General features: G+C 34.0%; 20 protein-coding genes and 1 pseudogene. 13 read left to right on the forward strand and 8 right to left on the reverse strand.

Annotation, left to right across the window (positions count from 1 at the left end; all coding sequences use genetic code 11):
- Positions 1-42: 42 nt before the first annotated feature.
- The 3 genes from FVB9532_RS12660 to FVB9532_RS12670 form a co-directional block, all read right to left on the reverse strand.
- Positions 43-264 carry a DUF2795 domain-containing protein gene (locus FVB9532_RS12660; protein ID WP_150545549.1) on the reverse strand — a complete coding sequence of 74 codons (222 nt, stop codon included), beginning with the start codon at positions 262-264 and terminating at the stop codon, positions 43-45.
- 138 nt (positions 265-402) lie between these two features.
- Entirely contained in the window at positions 403-978 is a 576-nt protein-coding gene (locus tag FVB9532_RS12665; protein WP_150545550.1) for a cob(I)yrinic acid a,c-diamide adenosyltransferase, read from the reverse strand.
- A gap of 195 nt (positions 979-1173) precedes the next feature.
- Entirely contained in the window at positions 1174-1359 is a 186-nt protein-coding gene (locus FVB9532_RS12670; RefSeq protein WP_150545551.1) for a hypothetical protein, read from the reverse strand.
- A gap of 80 nt (positions 1360-1439) precedes the next feature.
- Between FVB9532_RS12670 and FVB9532_RS12675 the strand changes: the two genes are divergently transcribed.
- Positions 1440-2879, forward strand: a complete 1440-nt coding sequence (locus tag FVB9532_RS12675) for an MBOAT family O-acyltransferase (RefSeq protein WP_150545552.1) — start codon at positions 1440-1442, stop codon at positions 2877-2879.
- Positions 2880-2883: 4 nt separating this feature from the next.
- Positions 2884-3852, forward strand: a complete 969-nt coding sequence (locus FVB9532_RS12680; protein WP_150545553.1) for a hypothetical protein — start codon at positions 2884-2886, stop codon at positions 3850-3852.
- A 5-nt stretch (positions 3853-3857) separates the two neighbouring features.
- On the opposite strand, the gene FVB9532_RS12685 is transcribed toward FVB9532_RS12680, so the two are convergent.
- Positions 3858-4550: an ABC transporter ATP-binding protein gene (locus tag FVB9532_RS12685; protein WP_150545554.1), complete on the reverse strand. Its 693-nt coding sequence runs from the start codon at positions 4548-4550 to the stop codon at positions 3858-3860.
- 222 nt (positions 4551-4772) lie between these two features.
- Positions 4773-5540 (reverse strand): O-methyltransferase, encoded by a 768-nt coding sequence (locus FVB9532_RS12690; RefSeq protein WP_150545555.1) that lies wholly within the window; start codon positions 5538-5540, stop codon positions 4773-4775.
- A gap of 266 nt (positions 5541-5806) precedes the next feature.
- Between FVB9532_RS12690 and FVB9532_RS12695 the strand changes: the two genes are divergently transcribed.
- Together FVB9532_RS12695 and FVB9532_RS12700 are read left to right on the forward strand one after the other, a co-directional pair.
- Positions 5807-7240: an MBOAT family O-acyltransferase gene (locus tag FVB9532_RS12695; RefSeq protein ID WP_150545556.1), complete on the forward strand. Its 1434-nt coding sequence runs from the start codon at positions 5807-5809 to the stop codon at positions 7238-7240.
- 6 nt (positions 7241-7246) lie between these two features.
- Positions 7247-8188, forward strand: coding sequence for an LB_356 family protein (locus FVB9532_RS12700; RefSeq protein ID WP_150545557.1), 942 nt, complete (start codon positions 7247-7249; stop codon positions 8186-8188).
- Here FVB9532_RS12700 and FVB9532_RS12705 read toward each other — a convergent pair.
- The 3 genes and pseudogenes from FVB9532_RS12705 to FVB9532_RS12715 form a co-directional block, all read right to left on the reverse strand.
- Positions 8181-8784 (reverse strand): annotated as a pseudogene (locus FVB9532_RS12705) (ABC transporter ATP-binding protein); the annotation flags it as partial. The gene FVB9532_RS12700 and the pseudogene FVB9532_RS12705 overlap by 8 nt on opposite strands.
- Positions 8785-9004: 220 nt before the next feature.
- Positions 9005-9226 (reverse strand): hypothetical protein, encoded by a 222-nt coding sequence (locus FVB9532_RS12710; RefSeq protein WP_150545558.1) that lies wholly within the window; start codon positions 9224-9226, stop codon positions 9005-9007.
- Positions 9227-9415: 189 nt separating this feature from the next.
- Positions 9416-11284, reverse strand: coding sequence for an ABC-F family ATP-binding cassette domain-containing protein (locus FVB9532_RS12715; RefSeq protein ID WP_150545559.1), 1869 nt, complete (start codon positions 11282-11284; stop codon positions 9416-9418).
- Positions 11285-11395: 111 nt separating this feature from the next.
- Between FVB9532_RS12715 and FVB9532_RS12720 the strand changes: the two genes are divergently transcribed.
- The 9 genes from FVB9532_RS12720 to FVB9532_RS12760 all read left to right on the forward strand — a co-directional run bounded on the left by FVB9532_RS12720 (position 11396) and on the right by FVB9532_RS12760 (position 21631).
- Positions 11396-12193 carry a polysaccharide biosynthesis/export family protein gene (locus FVB9532_RS12720; RefSeq protein ID WP_150545560.1) on the forward strand — a complete coding sequence of 266 codons (798 nt, stop codon included), beginning with the start codon at positions 11396-11398 and terminating at the stop codon, positions 12191-12193.
- Between the two features lie 4 nt (positions 12194-12197).
- Positions 12198-14651 (forward strand): exopolysaccharide transport family protein, encoded by a 2454-nt coding sequence (locus tag FVB9532_RS12725; RefSeq protein WP_150545561.1) that lies wholly within the window; start codon positions 12198-12200, stop codon positions 14649-14651.
- A 94-nt stretch (positions 14652-14745) separates the two neighbouring features.
- Positions 14746-15603, forward strand: a complete 858-nt coding sequence (locus FVB9532_RS12730) for an ABC transporter permease (protein ID WP_150545562.1) — start codon at positions 14746-14748, stop codon at positions 15601-15603.
- Positions 15604-15798: 195 nt separating this feature from the next.
- Positions 15799-17070 (forward strand): ABC transporter ATP-binding protein, encoded by a 1272-nt coding sequence (locus FVB9532_RS12735; protein ID WP_150545563.1) that lies wholly within the window; start codon positions 15799-15801, stop codon positions 17068-17070.
- The gene (locus FVB9532_RS12740) at positions 17057-17692 is read left to right on the forward strand and encodes a sulfotransferase (protein ID WP_150545564.1); all 636 of its coding nucleotides are present in this window, start codon (positions 17057-17059) and stop codon (positions 17690-17692) included. Before FVB9532_RS12735 ends, FVB9532_RS12740 begins: the two co-directional genes overlap by 14 nt.
- Positions 17692-18771, forward strand: a complete 1080-nt coding sequence (locus FVB9532_RS12745; protein ID WP_150545565.1) for a DegT/DnrJ/EryC1/StrS family aminotransferase — start codon at positions 17692-17694, stop codon at positions 18769-18771. Before FVB9532_RS12740 ends, FVB9532_RS12745 begins: the two co-directional genes overlap by 1 nt.
- Positions 18765-19412 (forward strand): acetyltransferase, encoded by a 648-nt coding sequence (locus tag FVB9532_RS12750; protein WP_150545566.1) that lies wholly within the window; start codon positions 18765-18767, stop codon positions 19410-19412. The genes FVB9532_RS12745 and FVB9532_RS12750 overlap by 7 nt, the downstream gene beginning before the upstream one ends.
- Positions 19402-20355, forward strand: a complete 954-nt coding sequence (locus tag FVB9532_RS12755) for a glycosyltransferase family 2 protein (protein WP_150545567.1) — start codon at positions 19402-19404, stop codon at positions 20353-20355. The genes FVB9532_RS12750 and FVB9532_RS12755 overlap by 11 nt, the downstream gene beginning before the upstream one ends.
- A gap of 79 nt (positions 20356-20434) precedes the next feature.
- Positions 20435-21631 (forward strand): glycosyltransferase, encoded by a 1197-nt coding sequence (locus FVB9532_RS12760; protein WP_150545568.1) that lies wholly within the window; start codon positions 20435-20437, stop codon positions 21629-21631.
- Positions 21632-21705: the final 74 nt, after the last annotated feature.

A 21705-nucleotide genomic window follows, 5' to 3' on the forward strand; every position in this document is an offset into this window, starting at 1 on the left:
GTCCCGTGTGGAGACTTTTTACTTATTGCTTGCTATTTGTTGTTAATATTCATCCTCATTCCAAAGATAATCATCATCGGTAGGATAGTCTGGCCAAATCTCTTGAATGGAGTCATACGAGTCTCCTTCATCTTCAATCGACTGCAAATTTTCAACTACTTCTAAGGGAGCACCTGTCCTAATTGCATAATCTATTAACTCGTCTTTTGTGGCTGGCCATGGAGCATCACTTAAATAGGATGCTAATTCTAAAGTCCAATACATCTTATTATTGTGTTTTAGTTTTGTGCAAAAATAAATTTTTAGACGTAAAAGTCAAGTAAAAAATCTATTATTTCATCATAATTTTTAAGAACTTGTCAATCAGTACTGTAAAAGCTGATTTTTGTTGGGGTTGTGAAGTTAAGAAGATTTTTTCGGAATCCATTTTACTTCTTCTACCTTTAGGTTTTTAGACAACATCCGTGCCAGTACAAATAGGTAGTCAGATAGTCGGTTAAGGTATTGTAAAACAAATTCGTCGGTGGGTTCTATTTCATTTAAGGCAGTGGTTAAGCGCTCTGCACGTCTGCAAACACATCGTGCTATGTGACAATATGACACGGTTGTATGGCCGCCGGGTAGGATGAAGTGCGTCATTTCTGGCAATTCTTCCGTCATTTGATCGATTTGTTGTTCTAGAAATTCAATTTCCTTTGTTTGGATTTTTTCAATAGCCAAGCGTTCTTTCCCATTTTTTAGTTGGGCCTTTTTAGGGTCGGTGGCCAGTTCAGCGCCAATAGTGAAAAGTTGATGCTGAATATCGTATAGTTGTTTTTTGAATTTTTCATCAATGTCTTGATCTCGCAACAACCCGATATAGGCATTTAGCTCATCAATGGTACCATAACTTTCGATACGTACGTGGTGTTTGGGGATTCTGGTTCCACCAAAAAGTGAAGTATTCCCTTTGTCTCCTTTTTTGGTATATATCTTCATAGAGTTGCTTTTATAGCAAAGGTAAGGCTTTTCATGAAGTATAAGAGGTGATGAACTTGAAGTTGAAACTGAAACTGAAACTGAAACTGAAACTGAATATTGAAAACTCAACAACTTCTCACTTCATCTCTTAAAACTACTGTGCTTCCCACTTCCTGCACAGTTTCGACTAAACGCTGTCTACTAAAATTTCCTTTAAGACTGTTCTTCTTTATCCCTTTCTTTTTTCTTTTTGTAAATGTTTTCCCGAAAGTTACGGGATTTTCTGTCATAGCGTTTTTCTTTATTACGCTTATTGTTTTTCAATACAGCAAAAAATAAAATTGCAAGCAGTACGACGATTAAAATAAGTTGGGTTTGTTCCGATAGGTTTTCAAGCATGGGTGCAATTTTAAAAGAGAAATATAAAAACTTTCAATTAAATTTTTAGTTTTGAAGCTTAAAGTTTCTAAAAAAGTTCAATGTTATTTAATTCCATTGATTTTGCCATTTTCCTTCCTATAGTGTTTACACTTTATTGGGTGTTAAGAAATCAATTGAAACTTCAGAATCTTTTAATAGTAATAGCTAGTTACATTTTTTATGGGATGTGGGACTGGCGTTTTTTGTTTCTGATTCTTTTTAGTACTGTAGTTGATTATACGATGGGAATCCTTATCGAAAGGAATGACTCCAAAAATAAGAAGAAACTTTTCCTATGGATTAGTATTTTGGTGAATTTGGGTTTTTTGGGCTATTTTAAATATTCCAATTTCTTTTTGGAGAATTTTGTCTATGCTTTTTCTTTTTTGGGGCAGGATTTAAAGTTTCGAGGCTTGGAGATTGTACTTCCGGTAGGGATTAGTTTTTATACCTTTCAAACGCTTAGCTATACCATTGATGTTTATCGCAAAAAGTTATCACCTACCAAGGATTTTATTGCTTTTTCGGCTTTTGTAAGTTTCTTTCCCCAATTGGTGGCGGGACCTATTGAACGGGCTACGCATTTATTGCCACAATTTTATAGGAAACGGAAGTTTGATTATGAGTTGGCGGTCAATGGGATGCGCCAGATTCTATGGGGCCTGTTTAAGAAAGTAGTGATAGCAGATAACTGTGCTCAATTTGCCAATCAGATTTTTAATAATTACGAAGATTATAGCGGGAGTACGTTAATCTTGGGAGCGGTATTCTTTACCTTTCAAATTTATGGTGATTTTTCGGGTTATTCCGATATAGCTATTGGAATTTCCCGGCTTTTTGGTTTTGATTTGATGCGCAACTTCGCTTACCCTTATTTTTCAAGAGATATTGCTGAATTTTGGCGTCGTTGGCATATCTCACTTTCTACTTGGTTTCGGGATTATTTATATATTCCTTTAGGGGGAAGTAGAGGAGGAATGTGGATGAAAATTAGAAATACTTTTATCATATTTTTGGTAAGTGGTTTTTGGCATGGGGCCAATTGGACCTTTATAATTTGGGGGGCTTTAAATGCTCTTTATTTTTTGCCTTTATTACTGGGTGGTAAAAACAGAAATCATTTGGAGGTGGTGGCCTATGATAAATCTCTTCCAAGTTTTAAGGAAATACTTCAAATAGGGGTAACATTTGGGTTAACCGTATTTGCTTGGATATTTTTTAGGGCTGAGAATTTGGGACATGCGTTTGGGTATATTTCTCGGATATTTCATAAGACTATTTTTAGCGTACCCGCTATTGTAAAAGATTGTAAGCAGATATTAATACTCTTGATCTTCTTTTTAATAATAGAGTGGTTAGGCAGAAGAAAGCATTTTGCGTTAGAATTTGAAAAGGGTGATCACAGATTTTTGAAATGGACCCTATATAGTTTAATTGTTTTATTGATAGGTTTATTTATGCAGACAGAAGAAACACCATTTATTTATTTTCAATTTTAATATTATGAAAAAGTTCATTTTTCAGTTGTTTGCATTTTTTCTCTTTTCCAGTTTAATTTATATTATTGGAGTTGGGATCTTGGGAAGTATTTTCCCGAAAGGTGAAGTATCTAATATTATTTACAAAAAAGGTTTTAATGGTCACTTATATTCTAGGATTAATGAAATAGATAAATATGATGAGGTGGATATTCTTTTTTTAGGTTCTTCTCATGCTTATAGAGGTTTTGATACACGTATTTTTAAAGCTGAAGGATATTCAAGCTTTAATTTAGGTTCTAGTGCTCAAACACCATTACAAACTTATACTCTTGTTAGTAAATATTTAGAAGATTTAGAACCAAAAATTGTGATTTTTGAAGTTTACCCTGGCACATTTGTTTCTGATGGTGTTGAATCATCTTTAGATTTAATTGCTAATGATGAAATTACAAGTGAAACTATAGATATGGTTTTAGCTACAAACCATATTAAAACCTATAATTCTTTAATTGTTGGTATGTTCGATCGGCTTTTTATTGATTTGGGAATCAAAGAAATATATGAAGAAAATCATATCAAAGGAAAAGATTTATATGTTTCAGGGGGGTTTGTTGAGCGAAATAATGAAAAAACTAGTAAGGTAGTATCCAATTTAGAAGGAGGTGATTGGAAATATAGAAAACAAAATTTAAACTATTTTGAAAAGATTCTTGAGAAACTTGAAGAAAAAGGTTTGAAAATTTACTTGGTTTTTGCTCCAATTACAAAAGAGAGGCTTTCTAAAATAGAAAACAAAAAAGAAATCGATCAATTAATGATTGAATATGAAAATAAATTTAAGAAAACAAAGTATATTGACTTTTCTAGTTTGAATTTTTTAAAAGATGATCAAGAATTTTATGATTTGCATCACTTAAATCAAAATGGAGTAATAAAATTCAATAAATTTTTTATCCAAAAATTAAAAAGCGATTTGTTTTTAGTTAATTAAAAAGTTTAACCTTTATTTTTTCTTTCATCTTTTTCAACCATTCCATCCCGTAATCTGATGATACGGTGGGCGTGTTCCGCAATATCTTCTTCGTGGGTGACTAAGATCACCGTATTTCCGGCTGCATGAATTTCATCGAATAAGTTCATGATTTCTACGGAGGTTTTAGAATCTAAATTTCCCGTAGGCTCATCTGCTAAAATAATGGAAGGATGGTTTACTAAAGCTCGACCTACAGCGACCCTTTGGCGTTGACCACCAGATAATTGATTGGGTTTATGGTCCATCCGGTCAGCTAAACCAACATTTTTTAAGACTTCGGCAGCGCGTTTGTTTCGGTCTTCTTTGCTTTTGCCGGCATAGATCATTGGTAAAGCAACATTGTCTAGAGCGGTGGTTCGCGGAAGTAAATTAAAGGTTTGGAAGACAAAACCAATTTCTTTGTTTCTAATTTCAGCCAATTCATCATCACTCATTTGGCTTACATCTTTCCCATTTAAAATATAAGATCCGGAAGTAGGAGTGTCCAAACAACCTAATAGGTTCATCAAGGTCGATTTTCCGGAACCCGAGGGGCCCATAAAAGCAACATATTCTCCTTTTTCAATTTCAAGATCAATACCTTTTAGTACTTTAACTACTTCTTGACCTAGTTGAAAATCCCGTCGAATGTCTTTAATTTTGATAACCTTCTCCATATAAATAGTATCTGTGCATAAGACGTTGTTGGCTCAGTTTTGTTACAGCTTTGTATGGAAATTTCAAATCCCTAAAAAAGCTACTTCCTAACTACTTGCAACATATAGCTTTTATCTGATAATGGTAAACTGAAACAACCAAATTCCAAAAACCGAAAATGATCACTACTTCTCGATATAGTTTTATCCTTTAGCTGAATATTGAACACTGATTACTCCTCTTTAAACCCTGATCTTAAAATGTTCTTTGGCTTGTTCTTTTCTAAAAAACACCAATCCCCAATAAAATGTATCAATCGTTACCCTTACTTCAGGGTGTTGTTGAATTTCTTTCCAAGCTTTTTGCATTTCTTGGGACCAATAGATATCATCAAAGATGAATATAGAATTATTATGGGTTAGCGGCAAAAGCAGTTCAAAGTTTTTTATGGTAGCTTCGTAACTGTGATTACCATCAATATAGGCTAAGTCATATTTTTGCTGAAGTTTCGGGAGTATTTCTTCAAATTTATGGACTTGAATTTCTACATTTTTCAATGCGTGCTTTTGCAGGTATTTTTTAGCTATAGCAGCGGTGTTTGCACATGCTTCTATGCTGAGTACATTGTTGTTGGTATTGGTAGCTAAACTTGCGGTAGCCAAGCCTACAGAAGTCCCTAGTTCTATACTTTGCTTACTATTTAAATACGTGCAAAGTCGGTAAAGTAATTTGCTGCGTTTCCAAGAAATCCCCGCATTTTTGGCAATAGCAGAAATTTGGCGCTCATCGGATTTAAATACCCGAGAACCTTTCCCGAAATCTTCTACCTTAATCGTTTCCTTATTTTTAAAAAGCTCTTTTCGATAATCTGCTATTTTTTGATAAGCTTTCTTATTTCCCTTATCATAAAAGCATTTAGTGACTAATCGGTACACAAAAGGAGAATGTACGCCGTGCTGATTTCGAGAAGAAAGCAAAAATTTAATATATGATTTTAGTTGAAACCACATAGGAGGTATTAGGTGTTAGTTATTAGGTGTTAGGGAATAGGGGTTGGGTGAGAGTAAAAAGGTTTTTAAAAATACATGGTTTCTAAGTGCTGATGGGATAGCAAAAATAGAAGTTTCTTACTACTTTTTAGTTTTTTCTGGAAAATTAAAAGAAGATAATTTCTTTTTCTTTAGGTTGAATAGCTTTCCGATTTTAAAAAAAAAGAATACGAAACACTTTCAATTAAATTTTTAGCTTTGAAGTTTAAAGATATGCTAAAAGTTCCATTTTATTTAATTCCATCGATTTTGCCATTTTCCTTCCTATAGTGTTTACACTTTATTGGGTGTTAAGAAATCAACTGAAGCTTCAGAATCTTTTAATAGTAGTAGCCAGTTACATTTTTTATGGGATGTGGGACTGGCGTTTTTTGTTTCTGATTCTTTTTAGTACTGTAGTTGATTATACGATGGGAATCCTTATCGAAAAAAATGACTCCAAAAATAAGAAGAAACTTTTCCTATGGATTAGTATTTTGGTGAATTTGGGTTTTCTGGGCTATTTTAAATATTCCAATTTCTTTTTGGAGAATTTTGTCCAGGCTTTTTCTTTTTTGGGGCAGGATTTAAAGTTTCGAGGCTTGGAGATTGTACTTCCGGTAGGGATTAGTTTTTATACATTTCAAACGCTTAGCTATACCATTGATGTTTACCGCAAAAAGTTATCACCTACCAAGGATTTTATTGCTTTTTCGGCTTTTGTAAGTTTCTTTCCCCAATTGGTGGCTGGACCTATTGAACGGGCTACGCATTTATTGCCACAATTTTATAGGAAACGGAAGTTTGATTATAAGTTGGCGGTCAATGGGATGCGTCAGATTTTATGGGGCCTGTTTAAGAAAGTAGTGATAGCAGATAACTGTGCTCAATTTGCCAATCAGATTTTTAATAATTACGAAGATTATAGTGGGAGTACGTTAATCTTGGGAGCGGTATTCTTTACCTTTCAAATTTATGGTGATTTTTCGGGTTATTCCGATATAGCTATTGGAATTTCCCGGCTTTTCGGTTTTGATTTGATGCGCAACTTCGCTTACCCTTATTTTTCAAGGGATATTGCTGAATTTTGGCGTCGTTGGCATATCTCACTTTCTACTTGGTTTCGGGATTATTTATATATTCCTTTAGGGGGAAGTAGAGGAGGAATGTGGATGAAAATCAGAAACACTTTTATCATTTTTTTGGTAAGTGGGTTTTGGCATGGTGCCAATTGGACATTTATCGTATGGGGGGCTTTAAATGCGCTTTATTTTTTACCCTTATTATTAAGTGGCAAAAACAGAAATCATTTGGAGGTGGTGGCTTATGATAAATCTCTTCCAAGTTTTAAAGAAATTCTTCAAATAGGGGTAACATTTGGGTTAACCGTATTTGCTTGGATATTTTTTAGGGCAGAGAATTTGGGGCATGCATTTGGGTATATTAATGGAATTTTTAGTGATTCTATAATAGGAGTTCCTGAAATTCGGCCAAGCTATCTTATTGCTTTATTAGTAGTGGCATTAGTTGTTGAATGGATCGGTAGGAGAAATCAATTCGCTATTGAAAGTCTTAGGATATATTCAAAGTTTAGATTTCATTATTTATTCTACTTATTCTTATGTTATCTGATCTTTATTTTTGGTGGGCAGGAACAGGAGTTCATTTATTTTCAATTTTAGGTGATAATGAAAAAATTCGTTTTAAAAATAGTGATCTATTTATTGACCCTATTAATGTTTACTCTAGGCATTAATTTTACTTTAAATAGTTATACGAGGTCAAAATCACAGTTTGACTTGAAAAAACAGCCAAAATCCATAGTTGTTGGACACTCTCATCCTGAATGTGCTTTTAATGATTCTCTGATTCAGGAATTTAAAAATTTTTCAAGTTCTGGAGAGTCTTATTTTTATACGTATCCTAAGCTTAAAAATATTATTTTAAATAATGATTCAATTCAAAATATTTTTATCGAATTCACCAATAACCAAATTTCTGAGACTATGGATGAATGGATTTTCGGTGAGAAATATATGAATTATCGTTACCCTAAGTCTGATGCATTTTTGGAAAAGGAACAGCAAAGAATTTTGAGGAACAATAGTCCTGCTGCTTATCTCAATGCTTTATCTCAATCAAAAAAAAAGCAATTGTTGAGAGTTTTTAAAAATGATTTTGATTTAACTGATGAATTGGGAGGCTATTTGTATTTGAAAAGATTTAACACAGATTCCATACTAAAATACAGTACAGATAAAATCAATATGCAAGAAAATACAATTGATTCCTTTCCTGTTTCTAAACTAAGTTTATACTATTTGAGGAAAATGATTGATTTTTGCAAAAAGCAGCAGAAAAAAGTTTATTTAATTCGTTCCCCACAACATTTTAAGTGTAGTGCAATGAAGAATGAAAAGGTTTTTCAGAATATATTAAAAAAAGAATTTAGCGACGTTGAATTTTTAGATTTTGTAAATTTTCCACTGAAAAATTCTGAGTATGGAGACTTAGGTCATTTAAATTATTTGGGAGCTGAAAAATTTTCGGTTTGGATAGATTTTTTGCTAAAAAAAGGTTTGTTGGAAAAGACTGATAAACAAAACTTTATTAATAATTATATCAAGTGATTAGATTCTCTTTTCGTTCATCTTTTTCAACCATTACATCCCGTAAGCGAATGATACGGTGTGGGTGCTCCGCAATATCTTTTTCTTGGGTGACTCAAATCACCGTATTTCCGGCCGCATGAATTTTATCGAATAAGTTCATGATTTCTAAGGAGGTTTTGGAATCTAAATTTCCTGTAGGCTCATCTGCTAAGATAATGGAAGGATGGTGTAGTAAAGCTCGACCAACAGCGATCCGTTGGCATTGACCACCAGATAATTGATGGGGTTTATGGTCAATCCGGTCAGCTAAACCAACATTTTTTAAGACTTCGACAGCGCGTTTGTTTCGGTCTTCTTTACTTTTGCCGGCATAGATCATTGGTAAAGCAACATTTTCTAGGGCGGTAGTGTGTGGAAGTAATTTAAAGGTGTGGAAGACAAAACTAATTTCTTTATTCCTAATCTCGGCCAGTTCATCATCACTCATTTGACTGACATCTTTTCCGTTTAAAATATAAGAGCCGGAAGTAGGGGGTGTTCAAACAAACTAATAGGTTCATTAGGATCGATTTCCTAAAACCCGAAGATCCCATAAATGTAACATCCTTCCCTTGAAATAAATTTTGCGTTTTGAGGTTTCTAACTGAGGAATTTTTTTGTACAGAATTTCCATTCGAAGGGTTCTTTACTTACCTGCATTACGCCTTTCTTCGGTAGGCAGGTCCTGAAACCTGGCAAAGTGGTTCGGCGTAGCTAATAATACTCGAAACTGAATCTTGAATACTAAAACTCAGCTGGGGGCTGAAAACTGAATTCCTAAATTTCAAAAGCCATTCATTCATCTCCAATATGCAAACCTCTCCTATCATCTATCAAAAACTCAAAACTAGTATCTTTTCCATTCTTTTTATAAGGCCAATTGTCCACTAAATACAGAAAACCTCTGTCATTCCGATCGAAGGGGGATCTGTCGAATTCAGACTGAACTTTTAAAAAGAAAGCTCTTTCAATCACTCGGCTATGTGGCATCTTCCTCCCGACAGGCAAGTTCAGCATGAATTAGCGAAGCTTTTATAATTGACCCTTATACTCTACTCAGACAGGTTGATTTTCAAAATTGAAGTTTCTTGGGTTTAATTTTAGCTTCTAACTTTCCTGTCTTTGATTCATTGTCTACTGAACACCGCGTGCTAAACTTCAATTACTAAATTCTAAAAACTAAGTTCTTAACAACTCCATGAGGTTTTATTCCATCTTCGCAGAAAGTTCAAACCAACGTTCGGTTTTGTTTTCTATTTCATCTAGAATTTTTTGCAAATTTTGAGATTTTTTATTGATTTCTTCTTCTGAAAGTTCACTTAAGAATTCCTGCTGTACCTTTTCTTTTTCTTTTTCAAGCTTAGAAATTTCTTTTTCCAAGCGTTTATATTCCTTCTGTTCGTTATAAGTTAATTTCTGATCTTCGTTGGAGTTTTTCCAGTTGTTCTTTGAGGATGTATCTTTAGTTTCGGTTGGTGGGGTTATTTCTGTAGGCTTACTTTTGTCATAAGCCCTAAAATCTGAATAATTTCCGGGGAAATCTTCAATGACTCCCGCTCCACGAAATACAAAGAGGTGGTCTACAATTTTATCCATAAAATACCGGTCGTGGGAAACTACAATAAGGCATCCCGGAAAATCCAATAAAAAATTCTCTAATACATTTAAAGTAACGATGTCTAAATCGTTGGTAGGTTCATCTAGAATTAAAAAATTAGGGTTTTGAATGAGCACTGTACATAAGTATAGTCTTTTTCGTTCGCCTCCGCTTAATTTCTCCACATAATCGTATTGTTTTTTACGGTCAAATAAAAAGCGTTCCAAGAGTTGTTGGGCAGAAATTTGCCGTCCTTTTTTAAGCGGAATATAATCTCCAAATTCCCGAATAACCTCAATTACTTTTTGTCCTTCTTTAATAGGGATCCCCTTTTGAGTGTAGTAACCAAATTTTACGGTTTCTCCCATCACCAATTTTCCATGATCTGGTTTTAAAGTACTGGTGAGGATGTTTAAAAAGGTCGATTTCCCGGTACCATTTTTTCCTATAATTCCTACTCTTTCTCCAGGTTGAAAGTTGTAATTAAACTTATCCAGTAAAATTTTATCTTCAAAACTTTTAGAAACGTTATGGAGCTCCACAATTTTATTGCCTAAGCGTTCCATGTTAATTTCCAGTTGTACTTCATGTTCTTTTCTACGTTGGGAGGCTTTCGCTTTGATTTCTGTAAAATCATCAATTCGCGATTTCGATTTGGAGGTACGAGCTTTGGGCTGGCGCCGCATCCAATCCAATTCCTTTTTATACAATTGTTGCGCTTTATCGGTATTGGTTTTCTCAATTTCTACTCGCGCTTCTTTTTTATCTAAATAATAACTGTAATTCCCTTTGTAGCTATAAAGTACCCCGTTTTCCAATTCTAAAATTTCATTGCAGACGCGCTCTAAAAAATAACGATCATGCGTCACCATTAAGAGGGTAATATCTTCCTTTTTAAAGAATTCTTCCAGCCACTCGATCATTTCTAGGTCTAAATGGTTGGTGGGTTCATCTAAGATAAGCAGGTCAGGATGATCCAATAAAAGAGTAGCAAGGGCCAAACGCTTTTTTTGTCCACCGGAAAGCAGTTTGACTCGTTGATCGAGCTTTTCTAATTTTAATTTAGAAAGCACTTGCTTGTAAGTGGTTTCAAAATCCCAGGCTTGTTTGGCTTCCATCAAATCGAAGGCTTTTTGGAAGTTTTCGGTATCTTCAGGATGTTGTAAGGCTTTCTCATATTGGGCGATCACCTTTAAAATTTCATTTTCTGAAGCAAAAATGGTTTCTTCGACCGTTAAATTTTCGTCAAGGTCGGGTTCTTGGGAAAGAAAGGAAATCTTTATATTGTTTCGATAATTTATTTCACCTTCATCAGGATGGTCTTGCCCTGATAAGATCTTGAGGAGTGAGGTTTTTCCGGTTCCGTTCTTGGCGATAAGTCCTATTTTCTGGCCGGCATTAATACCAAAGGATATATTTTGAAATATAATCCGTTCCCCATAGGCTTTGGAAATCTGTTCAATAGAAGCGTAGTTCAATTTCTTAATTTTTGTACAAAATAACGGGAAATAGTTGACTTACGGAAAGCGAAGTTTTTTTATTTGTATTGAAAAACTATATTTGTTGTTCATTCTTAGAGTGGTTAGTCGATGAAAAATAATTGTTTCTTGTTGTTATTAGTGTTGATAATTGCTTGCAGCTCCTGTATTAGTACAGAGAAACTTACCTACCTGCAACAACACGGCCAACAATTGGATAGTCTCATCGCCGTACAACGGGTACAAAAACCCTACCGAGTGCAGGTAAACGATCTGCTGAGTATTCGTATTAAAGCCTTGGACCAAGAATTGGTGGGAATGTTTAACCCTATTGATGAAGGCAATCCCAATGCGACCGGGGAACAGCGATTGTATTATGATGGTTTTCGAGTAGATCCGCATGGGAATATTCGTATCCCTACTATTGGAGAAATGAATGTCTTGGGCTATACTACCGAAGAAATTCGTAAAAAAATTGAAGCGAAGTTATTGAAAGATTACTTTCGGGAAGAGGCCAATATTTTTGTTACTGTCAAGTTAGCGGGAATCCGCTATACCACTATTGGTGAAATAGGAGCTGGTAGCCAAGTGATTTATAAAGATGAAGTGAGTATAATGGAAGCTATTGCCAATGCCGGAGATATCAAGATGACCGGAGATAGGACAGATGTGATGATTTTGCGCCAGTATCCAGGCGGACATAAAGTTCACCATATTGATTTAACCGATATTGATGCGGTTCAATCCCCTTATTACTATATCCAACCCAACGATTTGATTATGGTGAAACCTTTACCCCAAAAATCGTTAGGTACCGGAGAAACTGGGTTATCAACTTTTACCACTATAGCATCTGTAGTGGGACTTATTACTTCCTTAGTATTACTTTCAACACGAGTAAATAGATAGGTTTATGGAAGAAGAATTTGATAAACAAGATCCCAGTCTAAGTTTTGATTTTAAAGGTTTTTTGCTACGTATACTTAGTTATTGGTACCTCTTTGTGATTAGTGTACTTATAGGATTAGGGGTTGCTTATTATATCAATGTCCGTAAATTACCGGTATATCAACTCAGTTCGTTGATTAGCATTAAAGACGATCAAAATCCTTTTTTTACTTCCAATACCAGTTTAACCTTTAATTGGGGGGGCATTTCCGATAAAGTGAATACTGCCGTGACCACTCTAAAGACCCGCTCCCATAACGAAAAGGTTGTGGAAGAACTACAATTTTATATCCAATACTTAAAACAGGGAGAATACCAAAAAGTGGATGTATACGGCCAATCCCCATTTAAAGTGACCATCGATAGTCTTAAAGGACAGGTCTTGGATACTCCTATAGGGATTCGCTTTTTAGATGCGCAAAATTTCGAGCTATTTTTACAATTAGAAGAAGCTCCGGAAACCCGGAAAGCCATGGTTTATGCCGATCAAACGACTTATCAGGTACCTTTACCAAAGCAGCTTAAGAAAACTTATCGATTGGGTGAGGAAATTGATTTACCGTTCTTTTCAGGAAAGGTAATACCTGCCAACCGTACGCCTCAGGTTGGGGAAGTGTATTATGTTGAGTTTTTAAACTTTGATTCCGTCGTTAAGCAATATCAGACGATAAGGGTTAATAACCAATCAAAAAATTCCTCGGTTTTGGAGCTTTCCTTGATGGATAATAATAAAAAGAAAATTGTTGACTATTTAAATACTACCGCACAGGTTCTTAGTCGGGATATGCTCCATCGGAAAAACCTCTTCGCTACTAAAACTATTCGCTTTATCGATAGTAGTTTAGCCGTTAAAGCTAGAGAATTGGAAGGGGTAGAGGAAGAGATGAACAAGTTTCGGCAAGAAAATCGAATTTTAGACTTAACTGAAGAAAGCTCTAGCTTAAAAGGACAGTTGAATGTTTTAGATGTAGAAGAACGGGACTTGCAACGTCGCTTAGATTATTACCAGATCCTTGAGGAGTATTTACGCTCCCGATCCGATTATTCAAATGTACCGGCACCTTCCGTTTCTGGAATAGACGAGCCAAGTATAACAACTGCTGTTTCTAAAATTATCGCACTTTCAGAACAGAGGAGTTCCTATAAATATTCGGTCAAAGAAGATTTTCCCGCTTATGCAGATATCGATCGTCAAATCGACGCTACTAAAACGGTTTTATTGGAAAATATCGAAAGTTCTAAAAAAATTATTCAACGTCAACTTAATCAAATCCGACAGGAAATCGCAAAATTAGAAAGCCAAGCAGGTAGTTTGCCTAAGGAACAACAAGATTTATTAAAAATACAACGTCGCTATGAGATTAGTGAACAAACCTATCAATTATTTTTGAGTAAGCGTAATGAAGCCGGTTTGGTAAAGGCCGCTAATGTTAGCGATGTTCAAGTAATCGATCGAGCCAAAGATACCGGAGGGTACAAAATAGGTCCGAATACTGGCTTAAACTATGCGTTGGCTATTATTTTTGGACTAAGCGTACCTTTGGTCTTTGTCTTTTTGTTGGTCTTTTTAGATAATAAAATCAATACCCTGAAAGATTTGGAGCGGCTTTCGCCTATTCCTATCTTAGGGATTATCGGGAAAAGTAAGCAAAAAAGCAATTTAGTGATCTATAACCAGCCTAAATCATCCATTGCAGAAAGTTTCCGAGGTTTACGCGCAAGTTTGCAGTTTATTTACCGAAAAAAGGAAATTCAAGGAACCAAGACCGTATTGATTACCTCTTCGGTAAGTGGGGAAGGAAAAACTTTTTGTTCGATGAACCTAGCTTCGGTTTTTGCCATAAGTGGTAAAAAAACCATTTTATTGGGATTAGATCTTCGGAGGCCTAAAATTTTTAATGATTTTGAGATCAGTAATTCGGTAGGAATAGTGGACTATTTGGTGGAGCGGAAAACATTAACTGAAGTTATTCAGCCTACCAATTATCAAAATTTGGATATAATTACCGCCGGGGCTGTCCCACCGAACCCTTCAGAACTCTTGATGGGAGAGGGTATGGAGAAGTTAATGGAAGAACTGAAAAAGGACTATGATTATATCATTATGGATACCCCTCCTGTAGGCTTAGTCGCCGATGCCTTAAACCTCACTCGTTATGCCGATGCCAATTTATACATAACACGTCAAAATTATACCCAAGAGGGCATGCTCAAGATGATTAATGAAAAATATGCCAAAGGGGAAGTGAAAAATATTAGTTTAGTTCTTAATTATTTTCAACAAAAGGCCAAATATGGCTATGGTTATGGTTATGGCTATGGCTATGGTTATGGGGCTTACGGAAATAGCTATCATGAAGAAGACCCCAAAGCTTCTTGGATGAAACGTCTATTTAAAAAAAGAGATAAAAATACTTAAAGAGCTTAAAATAGGTGTAACTGGCTTAGCATATTTCAATGTTTTTGGATCAAAACAAATTTCTTTCTTTAACTTGGTAAAGTAATAAAAAAGTATGAGTGAGCACGGAAAATGGCTATATGAAATTACGCCACATAAAAAGCTTATCGATCTCAACCTGAAGGAAATTTGGAGGTATCGGGATTTATTGCTCTTGTTTGTCAAAAGAGATATTGTCACTGTATATAAGCAAACCATTTTGGGGCCCCTATGGTTTTTTATTCAGCCGCTTTTTACCTCAGTGATCTTTACTTTGGTCTTTAACAATGTGGGAGGAATTACTACTGGGGGAATTCCCAGTTTTTTGTTTAATCTAGCGGGAATTACAGCTTGGAATTATTTTAGGGAGTGTTTGACGAAAACCTCGAATGTGTTTACAGGAAATGCCAATATTTTTGGAAAGGTTTATTTTCCTCGGGCAGTGATGCCTTTATCTATCACAATTTCTAATCTATTAAAGTTTGGCATTCAACTTCTGATTTTTATTGGCTTTTATGTGTACTATCTAGCGATAGGAAAAGAGGTACAGCCCAACGGGAATTTGATCTTGTTTCCAGTCTATGTGTTGATGATGGCGCTAATGGGTTTAGGTTTAGGGATGACAATTTCGGCTTTTACCACCAAATACAGGGATTTAACGGTTTTGGTGACCTTTGCCGTACAGTTGCTGATGTATGTTTCAGCGGTTCCTTTTCCGCTGAGTACAGCTAAAGAAAAATTGCCCCATTTTGTTTGGGTATTTGAATATAATCCCATTACTCAGATTATCGAAGGCTTTCGTTATATGACGTTAGATTTTGGAACTTTCACTTGGGGAGGGTTTTTTTATGCTTTGGTTTTCTCTGTAGTGATTTTCTTAATTGGTTTAGTGATTTTTAACCGTACGGAGAAGAATTTTATTGATACAGTTTAGAGTAGTACGTGAGTTGTTGAGTGTAAGTTTTTAAAATTTAAAGTTAATAAATTATATAAAGTTTCTTCGAGTGATTTTAGGGAAACGATAGCGAAACTAAAATTATATCGACATATATAAGAACTATTTTTTTGTTTCTTTGGTAAGAAACTATACAGAAGTAAAAGAAAAAAGAACGAATAATTAGCAGGATTGATGAGTGAAGTTATTCTTAAAGCAGAAAATATCAGTAAGCAATACCGATTGGGTGTTGTTGGTACAGGCACTATTTCCCATGACCTGAACCGCTTCTGGCATAAAATAAGAAGAAAAGAAGATCCTTATACTAAAGTAGGGGCGGTTAATGATCGCAGTAGCCAAGCGAAAGAGGAATATGTTTGGGCACTACGCGATATTAATTTTGAGGTAAAAAAAGGGGAAGTGCTGGGCATCATCGGGAAAAATGGTGCCGGTAAATCTACCTTACTTAAAATTTTATCCCGAGTAACTGGACCAACCATGGGAAGTATTAAAACCAAAGGTCGTATAGCCTCTTTGTTAGAGGTGGGGACCGGTTTTCATCCAGAACTGACGGGACGGGAAAATATTTATTTAAATGGTGCTATTTTAGGGATGACCAAAGCCGAGGTGAATGCAAAGATCGATGAGATCATCGAATTTTCCGGTTGTACGATGTATGTAGATACCCCTGTTAAACGTTATAGTAGTGGGATGCGGGTACGTTTAGCGTTTGCGGTAGCTGCCCATTTAGAACCTGAAATTTTAGTAATCGATGAAGTTTTGGCCGTAGGCGATGCCGAGTTTCAAAAAAAAGCCATTGGGAAGATGCAGGACATTTCTCAAGGAGAAGGAAGAACGGTGCTGTTTGTGAGTCATAATATGGCAGCCGTGAAAAGTTTATGTACTCGAGCTATCGTATTGGAAAACGGTACAACTGTTTTTGAAGGTAGTACTGATCAAGCCGTTAATTTTTACCTAAACTTAGATAATGCGGAAGGGAGTACATCGCTGAGATATTTTGATCAAGAATATTTTGAGAAGCAATCTTTTAAAATTGATTATGTTGGGATAAAAGCTGAAACTAAAAATTACAAAGAACCAATTACAAGGGAAGATAGACTAGTCTTGGAAACATCAATAAATAAAGAAACTAATGAAGAAATAGTCGTGGTTTTTCGTTTTAAAGATGGAGATGGAAATTTTATTTTTGTGAATAACTCTAATATGGGTAATGTCGATATGAGTTTTACAGGCACAAAAAAAACACAAATGTTATTACCCGATTTTTTCTTTAACGAAGGTAATTTTAGTATCGATTTAATGATTACTAATGGAAGAAAAGCTTTGTTTTTAGAGCCTGATGCTATTCAATTCACTATTATACAAGAGGAAAAATCTTTAGGGCAATGGATGGGGAAATCTCCCGGAGTATTAAAACCAAAATTTACTTGGAATGCTGAAGATTAATAGAGGAAAAAATAAAATTTTTTGTATAGGTCGTAATAAAACAGGAACGACAAGTTTAGAACAAGCCTTAAAAGAATTCGGCTATAAGTTGGGTAATCAAAAAGAAGCAGAATTATTGATCAAGTATTATAAAGATTATAATTGGAAGCCTATTATTAGATATTGTAAAAAATATGAAGCATTTCAAGATGTACCATTTTCTTGGCCATACACCTGGTTAATTCTGCATCAACATTTTCCTAATGCAAAGTTTATTTTAACTTATCGAGAAGAAGAAGCATGGTATAAATCTTTAACGAGCTTTCATTCAAAATTGTTTGCAGACGGAAATAGAATTCCTAATAAAGAAGATCTTCAAAATGCAATGTATCGTTATAAAGGTTTTATGTGGGAAGCCAATAGGGTTAATTATAAAACTCCTGAAAATGATCCATATAATAAAACATTATTGATTACGCATTATAAACGCCACAATGAAGATATATTACATTATTTCAAAGGTTCTCAAGATTTTTTAGCTTTAGATATTTCCCAACCTAATAGTTATCATCAATTGTGTGAATTTTTGGAAAAGAAACCTTTGCATGAAACTTTTCCTCATTTAAATAAAACTAACTCTTGATGATAAACGTTACCCAAACCTTTTTACCTCCCCAACAAGAATACCAAGCGATTTTAAAAAAGGTGTGGGATACTGCTTGGTTAACCAATAGGGGGCAATTGGTAATTGAGTTAGAAGAAAAGCTACAAAATTATCTTGGTTCAAACCGATTATTAGCAACTACGAACGGTACTTTACCTTTACAGATCGCACTAAAGATATTAGCTAAAGAAGGAGAAGTAATTACCACTCCTTTCTCTTATGTAGCGACTACTTCCAGTATTGTTTGGGAAAATTGCACCCCAGTTTTCGTGGATATTGATCCGGGACATCTTACAATTGATGAAAATAAAATTGAAGCAGCTATTACCCCTGATACTACAGCTATTTTAGCTACTCATATTTTTGGAAATCCTTGTGCGGTGGAAGAAATTCAAAGAATTGCTCAAAAACACCAATTGGCGGTTATTTATGATGCAGCTCATGGTTTTGGGGTAAAGTATAAAAATAAGTCTTTATTTAATTATGGGGATGTAAGTACTTGTAGTTTTCATGCCACCAAACTTTTTCATACCGGTGAAGGCGGTGCTTTATTCTGTAAAGATAAAGAGTTAATGCACCAATTGTATTACCATCATAATTTTGGACATAACGGGCCAGAATCCTTTTACGGTCTGGGTATCAACGCAAAAATGAGTGAATTGCAAGCTGCTATGGGCTTGGCTGTTTTACCTTATATGGAAGAAATTTTAGTAAAGCGAAAATCCATAGTAAAAGGCTATGATAACTCATTGGATTTCAACTATATTAAAAAGATAAAAATAAGGAAAGGAACCGAGTGGAATTACAGTTATTATCCAGTAATTTTCGAAAAGGAAGAACAATTATTAAAAGTTCAGACGGCATTAAATTCAAAAGAAATTTATCCCCGACGCTATTTTTATCCAAGCCTTAATCATTTACCGTATGTTAAAGACATAGAAATGCCCGTGTCGGAAAATATCTCAAAAAATATTTTATGTCTTCCTTTATCATCTTCTATTGAGAATAGTACTATAGAATTAATAGTCCAAACCATTAATCAATCCTTATCATGTTAGTAGTAGGAGCAAAGAGTATGGCCAAAGAATTACTTGGCTTGTTAATAGATAATCATGACGCTAATAATTTAAACATCGCTTTTTTTGATAATATAAATAAAGATATTCCTCCGAAGCTTTATGATAAATTTGATGTTATTACTAATTATCAAGAAGCTCAAGAATATTTAAAAATTAATCCAAAATTTACGCTCGGTATAGGAAACCCAGAGTTAAGAAGAAAAATGTTTGAAAAATTTAAATCTTTAGGCGGTCAGTTTACTTCAGTCATTTCCAAACAAAGTATAATTAGTGATTTCGGTACGACGATTGGGGAGGGGGCACTTATTATGCCGGGAGTAGTCATCACGAATGATGTGAAAATTGGTAAAGGTGTATTAATTAATATCAATACAAGTATAAGTCATGATGCTGAAATTGGTGATTTTTCTGAAATAGCATGTGGAGTCGTCATTCCGGGAAGATGTAAATTGGGGGAAGAAGTTTTTATAGGTTCTAATGCGACCATCAATCCAGATATAAAGATAGGTGCTGGAGCCATAATAGGATCGGGTGCGGTAGTAGTAAAAGATGTTCCGGAAAATGCTGTAATGATTGGAAACCCTGCTAGAATTTTAAAATACAGTAAAGATGAAGGATAATGATCTTCCACTTCTTTCGGTATGCATGATTACCTATAATCATGAAAAGTTTATAAGAAAAGCTATCGAAGGGGTTCTTAGGCAAAAAACTAATTTTAAGATAGAATTAGTGATTTCTAATGATAATTCTACTGATCAGACTCATCAAGAAATCATTAGTGCGACTAAAGATATACCTTCCCATATAAAATTGGCCTATTATAATCAAGAAGAAAACTTAGGTATGGTGCCAAATTTTACTTTTAGTTTAGAGAGTTGTAAAGGTAAATATATAGCTTTATGTGAAGGAGATGATTATTGGACAGATCCATTAAAACTTCAAAAACAAATAGATTTTTTAGAAAAGAACAAAGATTTTGTAGTATGCTGTCACAATGCTACCGTTATAGATGAAAATGAAAATATTATAAAACAAAAAAAACAGCCTAGGTTGAATGTTGATAGGATTTATTCATCTCAAGAATTAAAACAAGGAGCTTGGTTGTTAACACTTAGTATTGTTTTTAGAAATAATTCTGAAATAATAAAAATTTTTTCTAATTCAGAATCTTTATTTAATTCTGACATGCTCTTATTTTCAATATTAGGTAAATATGGTAAAGGATATTATATGGAAGATATTCAACCTGCAATGTATAGGGAGCATAGTGGAGGGGTATGGAGCCCGAGAAAAAATGATAAATATTATATTCTATGGCATAGATATCAATTAGAAAAAGTACTTCAGCGTTTACACTATAAAGATAAAAATGTTTTTACTTTTTTTCAGAAAAGAATTACTGATATGAATCGTGAATTACACCGGAATTTATACTTATTAGATCAAAAAAAGAGAAAAGAGTTAAACAAAGATTATTTTAAATGGAATAAAATAGAGTTAGTTAGAATAAAATTTTTTTTAAAGAATAACTTGAATTATTTGAAATTAAAACTTTTTTCTTAAAATAAATTATAATGTATTGATTTGCATTTGTTTGTAAGTTTAAATTTGAAAGGATGAAAATCTAAAATCTAGTGTTGTATTGAAGAAAGCACTATTCATATCGAGAAGATTTGATTTAAAAGGAAGTTCAGCTCCTTCAAGGTATTTTTTGGATATAGTGAAACGTGTGGAGATGCTGGATTACGAAGTCACTTTTCTTAAACTTGATTTTGAAACATACAAGAAAAAAAAATCGATTTCTGTAGATTTTTCTAACAAGTTAATTATCCCTGGCCTTACCAAGATTTTTAAAATGTATTTCTCATTAAAATATATTTTTTTCTATAAGTGGATTTACAAATTTAAAAAGCGATCAAACTTTAAAAAACATATTGGTCCGATATCCAAAAGAGAAACTGATTTTTTGGCTCAAATACCTAAAGATAAATATGATGCTGTTTTTGTAGATTATTTTTATTTGGCTGAAGCATTACATTTTTTTTCCGGTACTAAAACTATTATTACTCACGATGTATGGCATCAACATTTTTCTGTGGGAAGAAGTGACTCTTATTTTGGTTCACTAACGGCAAAAGAAGAGAAGCGGCTTCTCGGTATGGCAAATCTAGTGATAGCAATAAGTAAACGTGATAAGAATATATTTAAGAATTTATCCTTATCTAATACCAATGTTATAGATTTATATCCGTTAATTAAAATTAAACAGGACATATCAAAACCCTTCATAGAGAATAGAATAAAATCTAATATAATTATTTTTACAGGATCTAATTATCGACCCAATGTATATGGTTTAGAATGGTTCTTAGAACATGTATGGCCTCGCTTAGAACCGAAAGAAAATAATATCCAATTAAAGGTTTTGGGTAATGTTAAAAAATATATTGATCCTAAATTTTTAGAAATAGATGAAAATATTGAATTTTTAGGATATGTGGATGATTTATCTTTATTTTATAGTCAGGCTAAACTAGCTATTTCCCCATTATTAGAAGGATCAGGTGTTAAAATAAAGAATATAGAAGCTATTGAATATGGTTTGCCTATTGTTTCCACTTCAGTCGGGGCACAAGGTTTAGAACATTTTACAAATAAAGGACTTTTCGTGGAAAATTCTTCAGAACTTTTTGCTAAAAGAATTTTGCATTTATTCTTAAACCCTCAATTTATAGAGGAAACCTTAAACAAACTTAAAAATATTAGGAGTAAAACTATTCAAGAGCAAAAAGATTTGAGTGAACTTAAAAAACATATAGAAAAAAATGATAACAATTAAGCCGTATATACTTATATCATTAATTATACTTAAGATTTGAATACGTTTTATTATGATATAATCGATAAGAAAAG

This window comes from Mesonia oceanica (assembly GCF_902499555.1).
GTDB classification, from domain to species: domain Bacteria; phylum Bacteroidota; class Bacteroidia; order Flavobacteriales; family Flavobacteriaceae; genus Mesonia; species Mesonia oceanica.

What these genes read in the sequence shown, in the direction of transcription:
- FVB9532_RS12660 (WP_150545549.1), bottom strand. Translation starts at nt 264, where the DNA reads ATGTATTGGACTTTAGAATTAGCATCCTATTTAAGTGATGCTCCATGG.
- FVB9532_RS12665 (WP_150545550.1), bottom strand. Translation starts at nt 978, where the DNA reads ATGAAGATATATACCAAAAAAGGAGACAAAGGGAATACTTCACTTTTT.
- FVB9532_RS12670 (WP_150545551.1), bottom strand. Translation starts at nt 1,359, where the DNA reads ATGCTTGAAAACCTATCGGAACAAACCCAACTTATTTTAATCGTCGTA.
- FVB9532_RS12675 (WP_150545552.1), top strand. Translation starts at nt 1,440, where the DNA reads ATGTTATTTAATTCCATTGATTTTGCCATTTTCCTTCCTATAGTGTTT.
- FVB9532_RS12680 (WP_150545553.1), top strand. Translation starts at nt 2,884, where the DNA reads ATGAAAAAGTTCATTTTTCAGTTGTTTGCATTTTTTCTCTTTTCCAGT.
- FVB9532_RS12685 (WP_150545554.1), bottom strand. Translation starts at nt 4,550, where the DNA reads ATGGAGAAGGTTATCAAAATTAAAGACATTCGACGGGATTTTCAACTA.
- FVB9532_RS12690 (WP_150545555.1), bottom strand. Translation starts at nt 5,540, where the DNA reads ATGTGGTTTCAACTAAAATCATATATTAAATTTTTGCTTTCTTCTCGA.
- FVB9532_RS12700 (WP_150545557.1), top strand. Translation starts at nt 7,247, where the DNA reads ATGAAAAAATTCGTTTTAAAAATAGTGATCTATTTATTGACCCTATTA.
- FVB9532_RS12710 (WP_150545558.1), bottom strand. Translation starts at nt 9,226, where the DNA reads ATGCTGAACTTGCCTGTCGGGAGGAAGATGCCACATAGCCGAGTGATT.
- FVB9532_RS12720 (WP_150545560.1), top strand. Translation starts at nt 11,396, where the DNA reads ATGAAAAATAATTGTTTCTTGTTGTTATTAGTGTTGATAATTGCTTGC.
- FVB9532_RS12725 (WP_150545561.1), top strand. Translation starts at nt 12,198, where the DNA reads ATGGAAGAAGAATTTGATAAACAAGATCCCAGTCTAAGTTTTGATTTT.
- FVB9532_RS12730 (WP_150545562.1), top strand. Translation starts at nt 14,746, where the DNA reads ATGAGTGAGCACGGAAAATGGCTATATGAAATTACGCCACATAAAAAG.
- FVB9532_RS12735 (WP_150545563.1), top strand. Translation starts at nt 15,799, where the DNA reads ATGAGTGAAGTTATTCTTAAAGCAGAAAATATCAGTAAGCAATACCGA.
- FVB9532_RS12740 (WP_150545564.1), top strand. Translation starts at nt 17,057, where the DNA reads ATGCTGAAGATTAATAGAGGAAAAAATAAAATTTTTTGTATAGGTCGT.
- FVB9532_RS12745 (WP_150545565.1), top strand. Translation starts at nt 17,692, where the DNA reads ATGATAAACGTTACCCAAACCTTTTTACCTCCCCAACAAGAATACCAA.
- FVB9532_RS12750 (WP_150545566.1), top strand. Translation starts at nt 18,765, where the DNA reads ATGTTAGTAGTAGGAGCAAAGAGTATGGCCAAAGAATTACTTGGCTTG.
- FVB9532_RS12755 (WP_150545567.1), top strand. Translation starts at nt 19,402, where the DNA reads ATGAAGGATAATGATCTTCCACTTCTTTCGGTATGCATGATTACCTAT.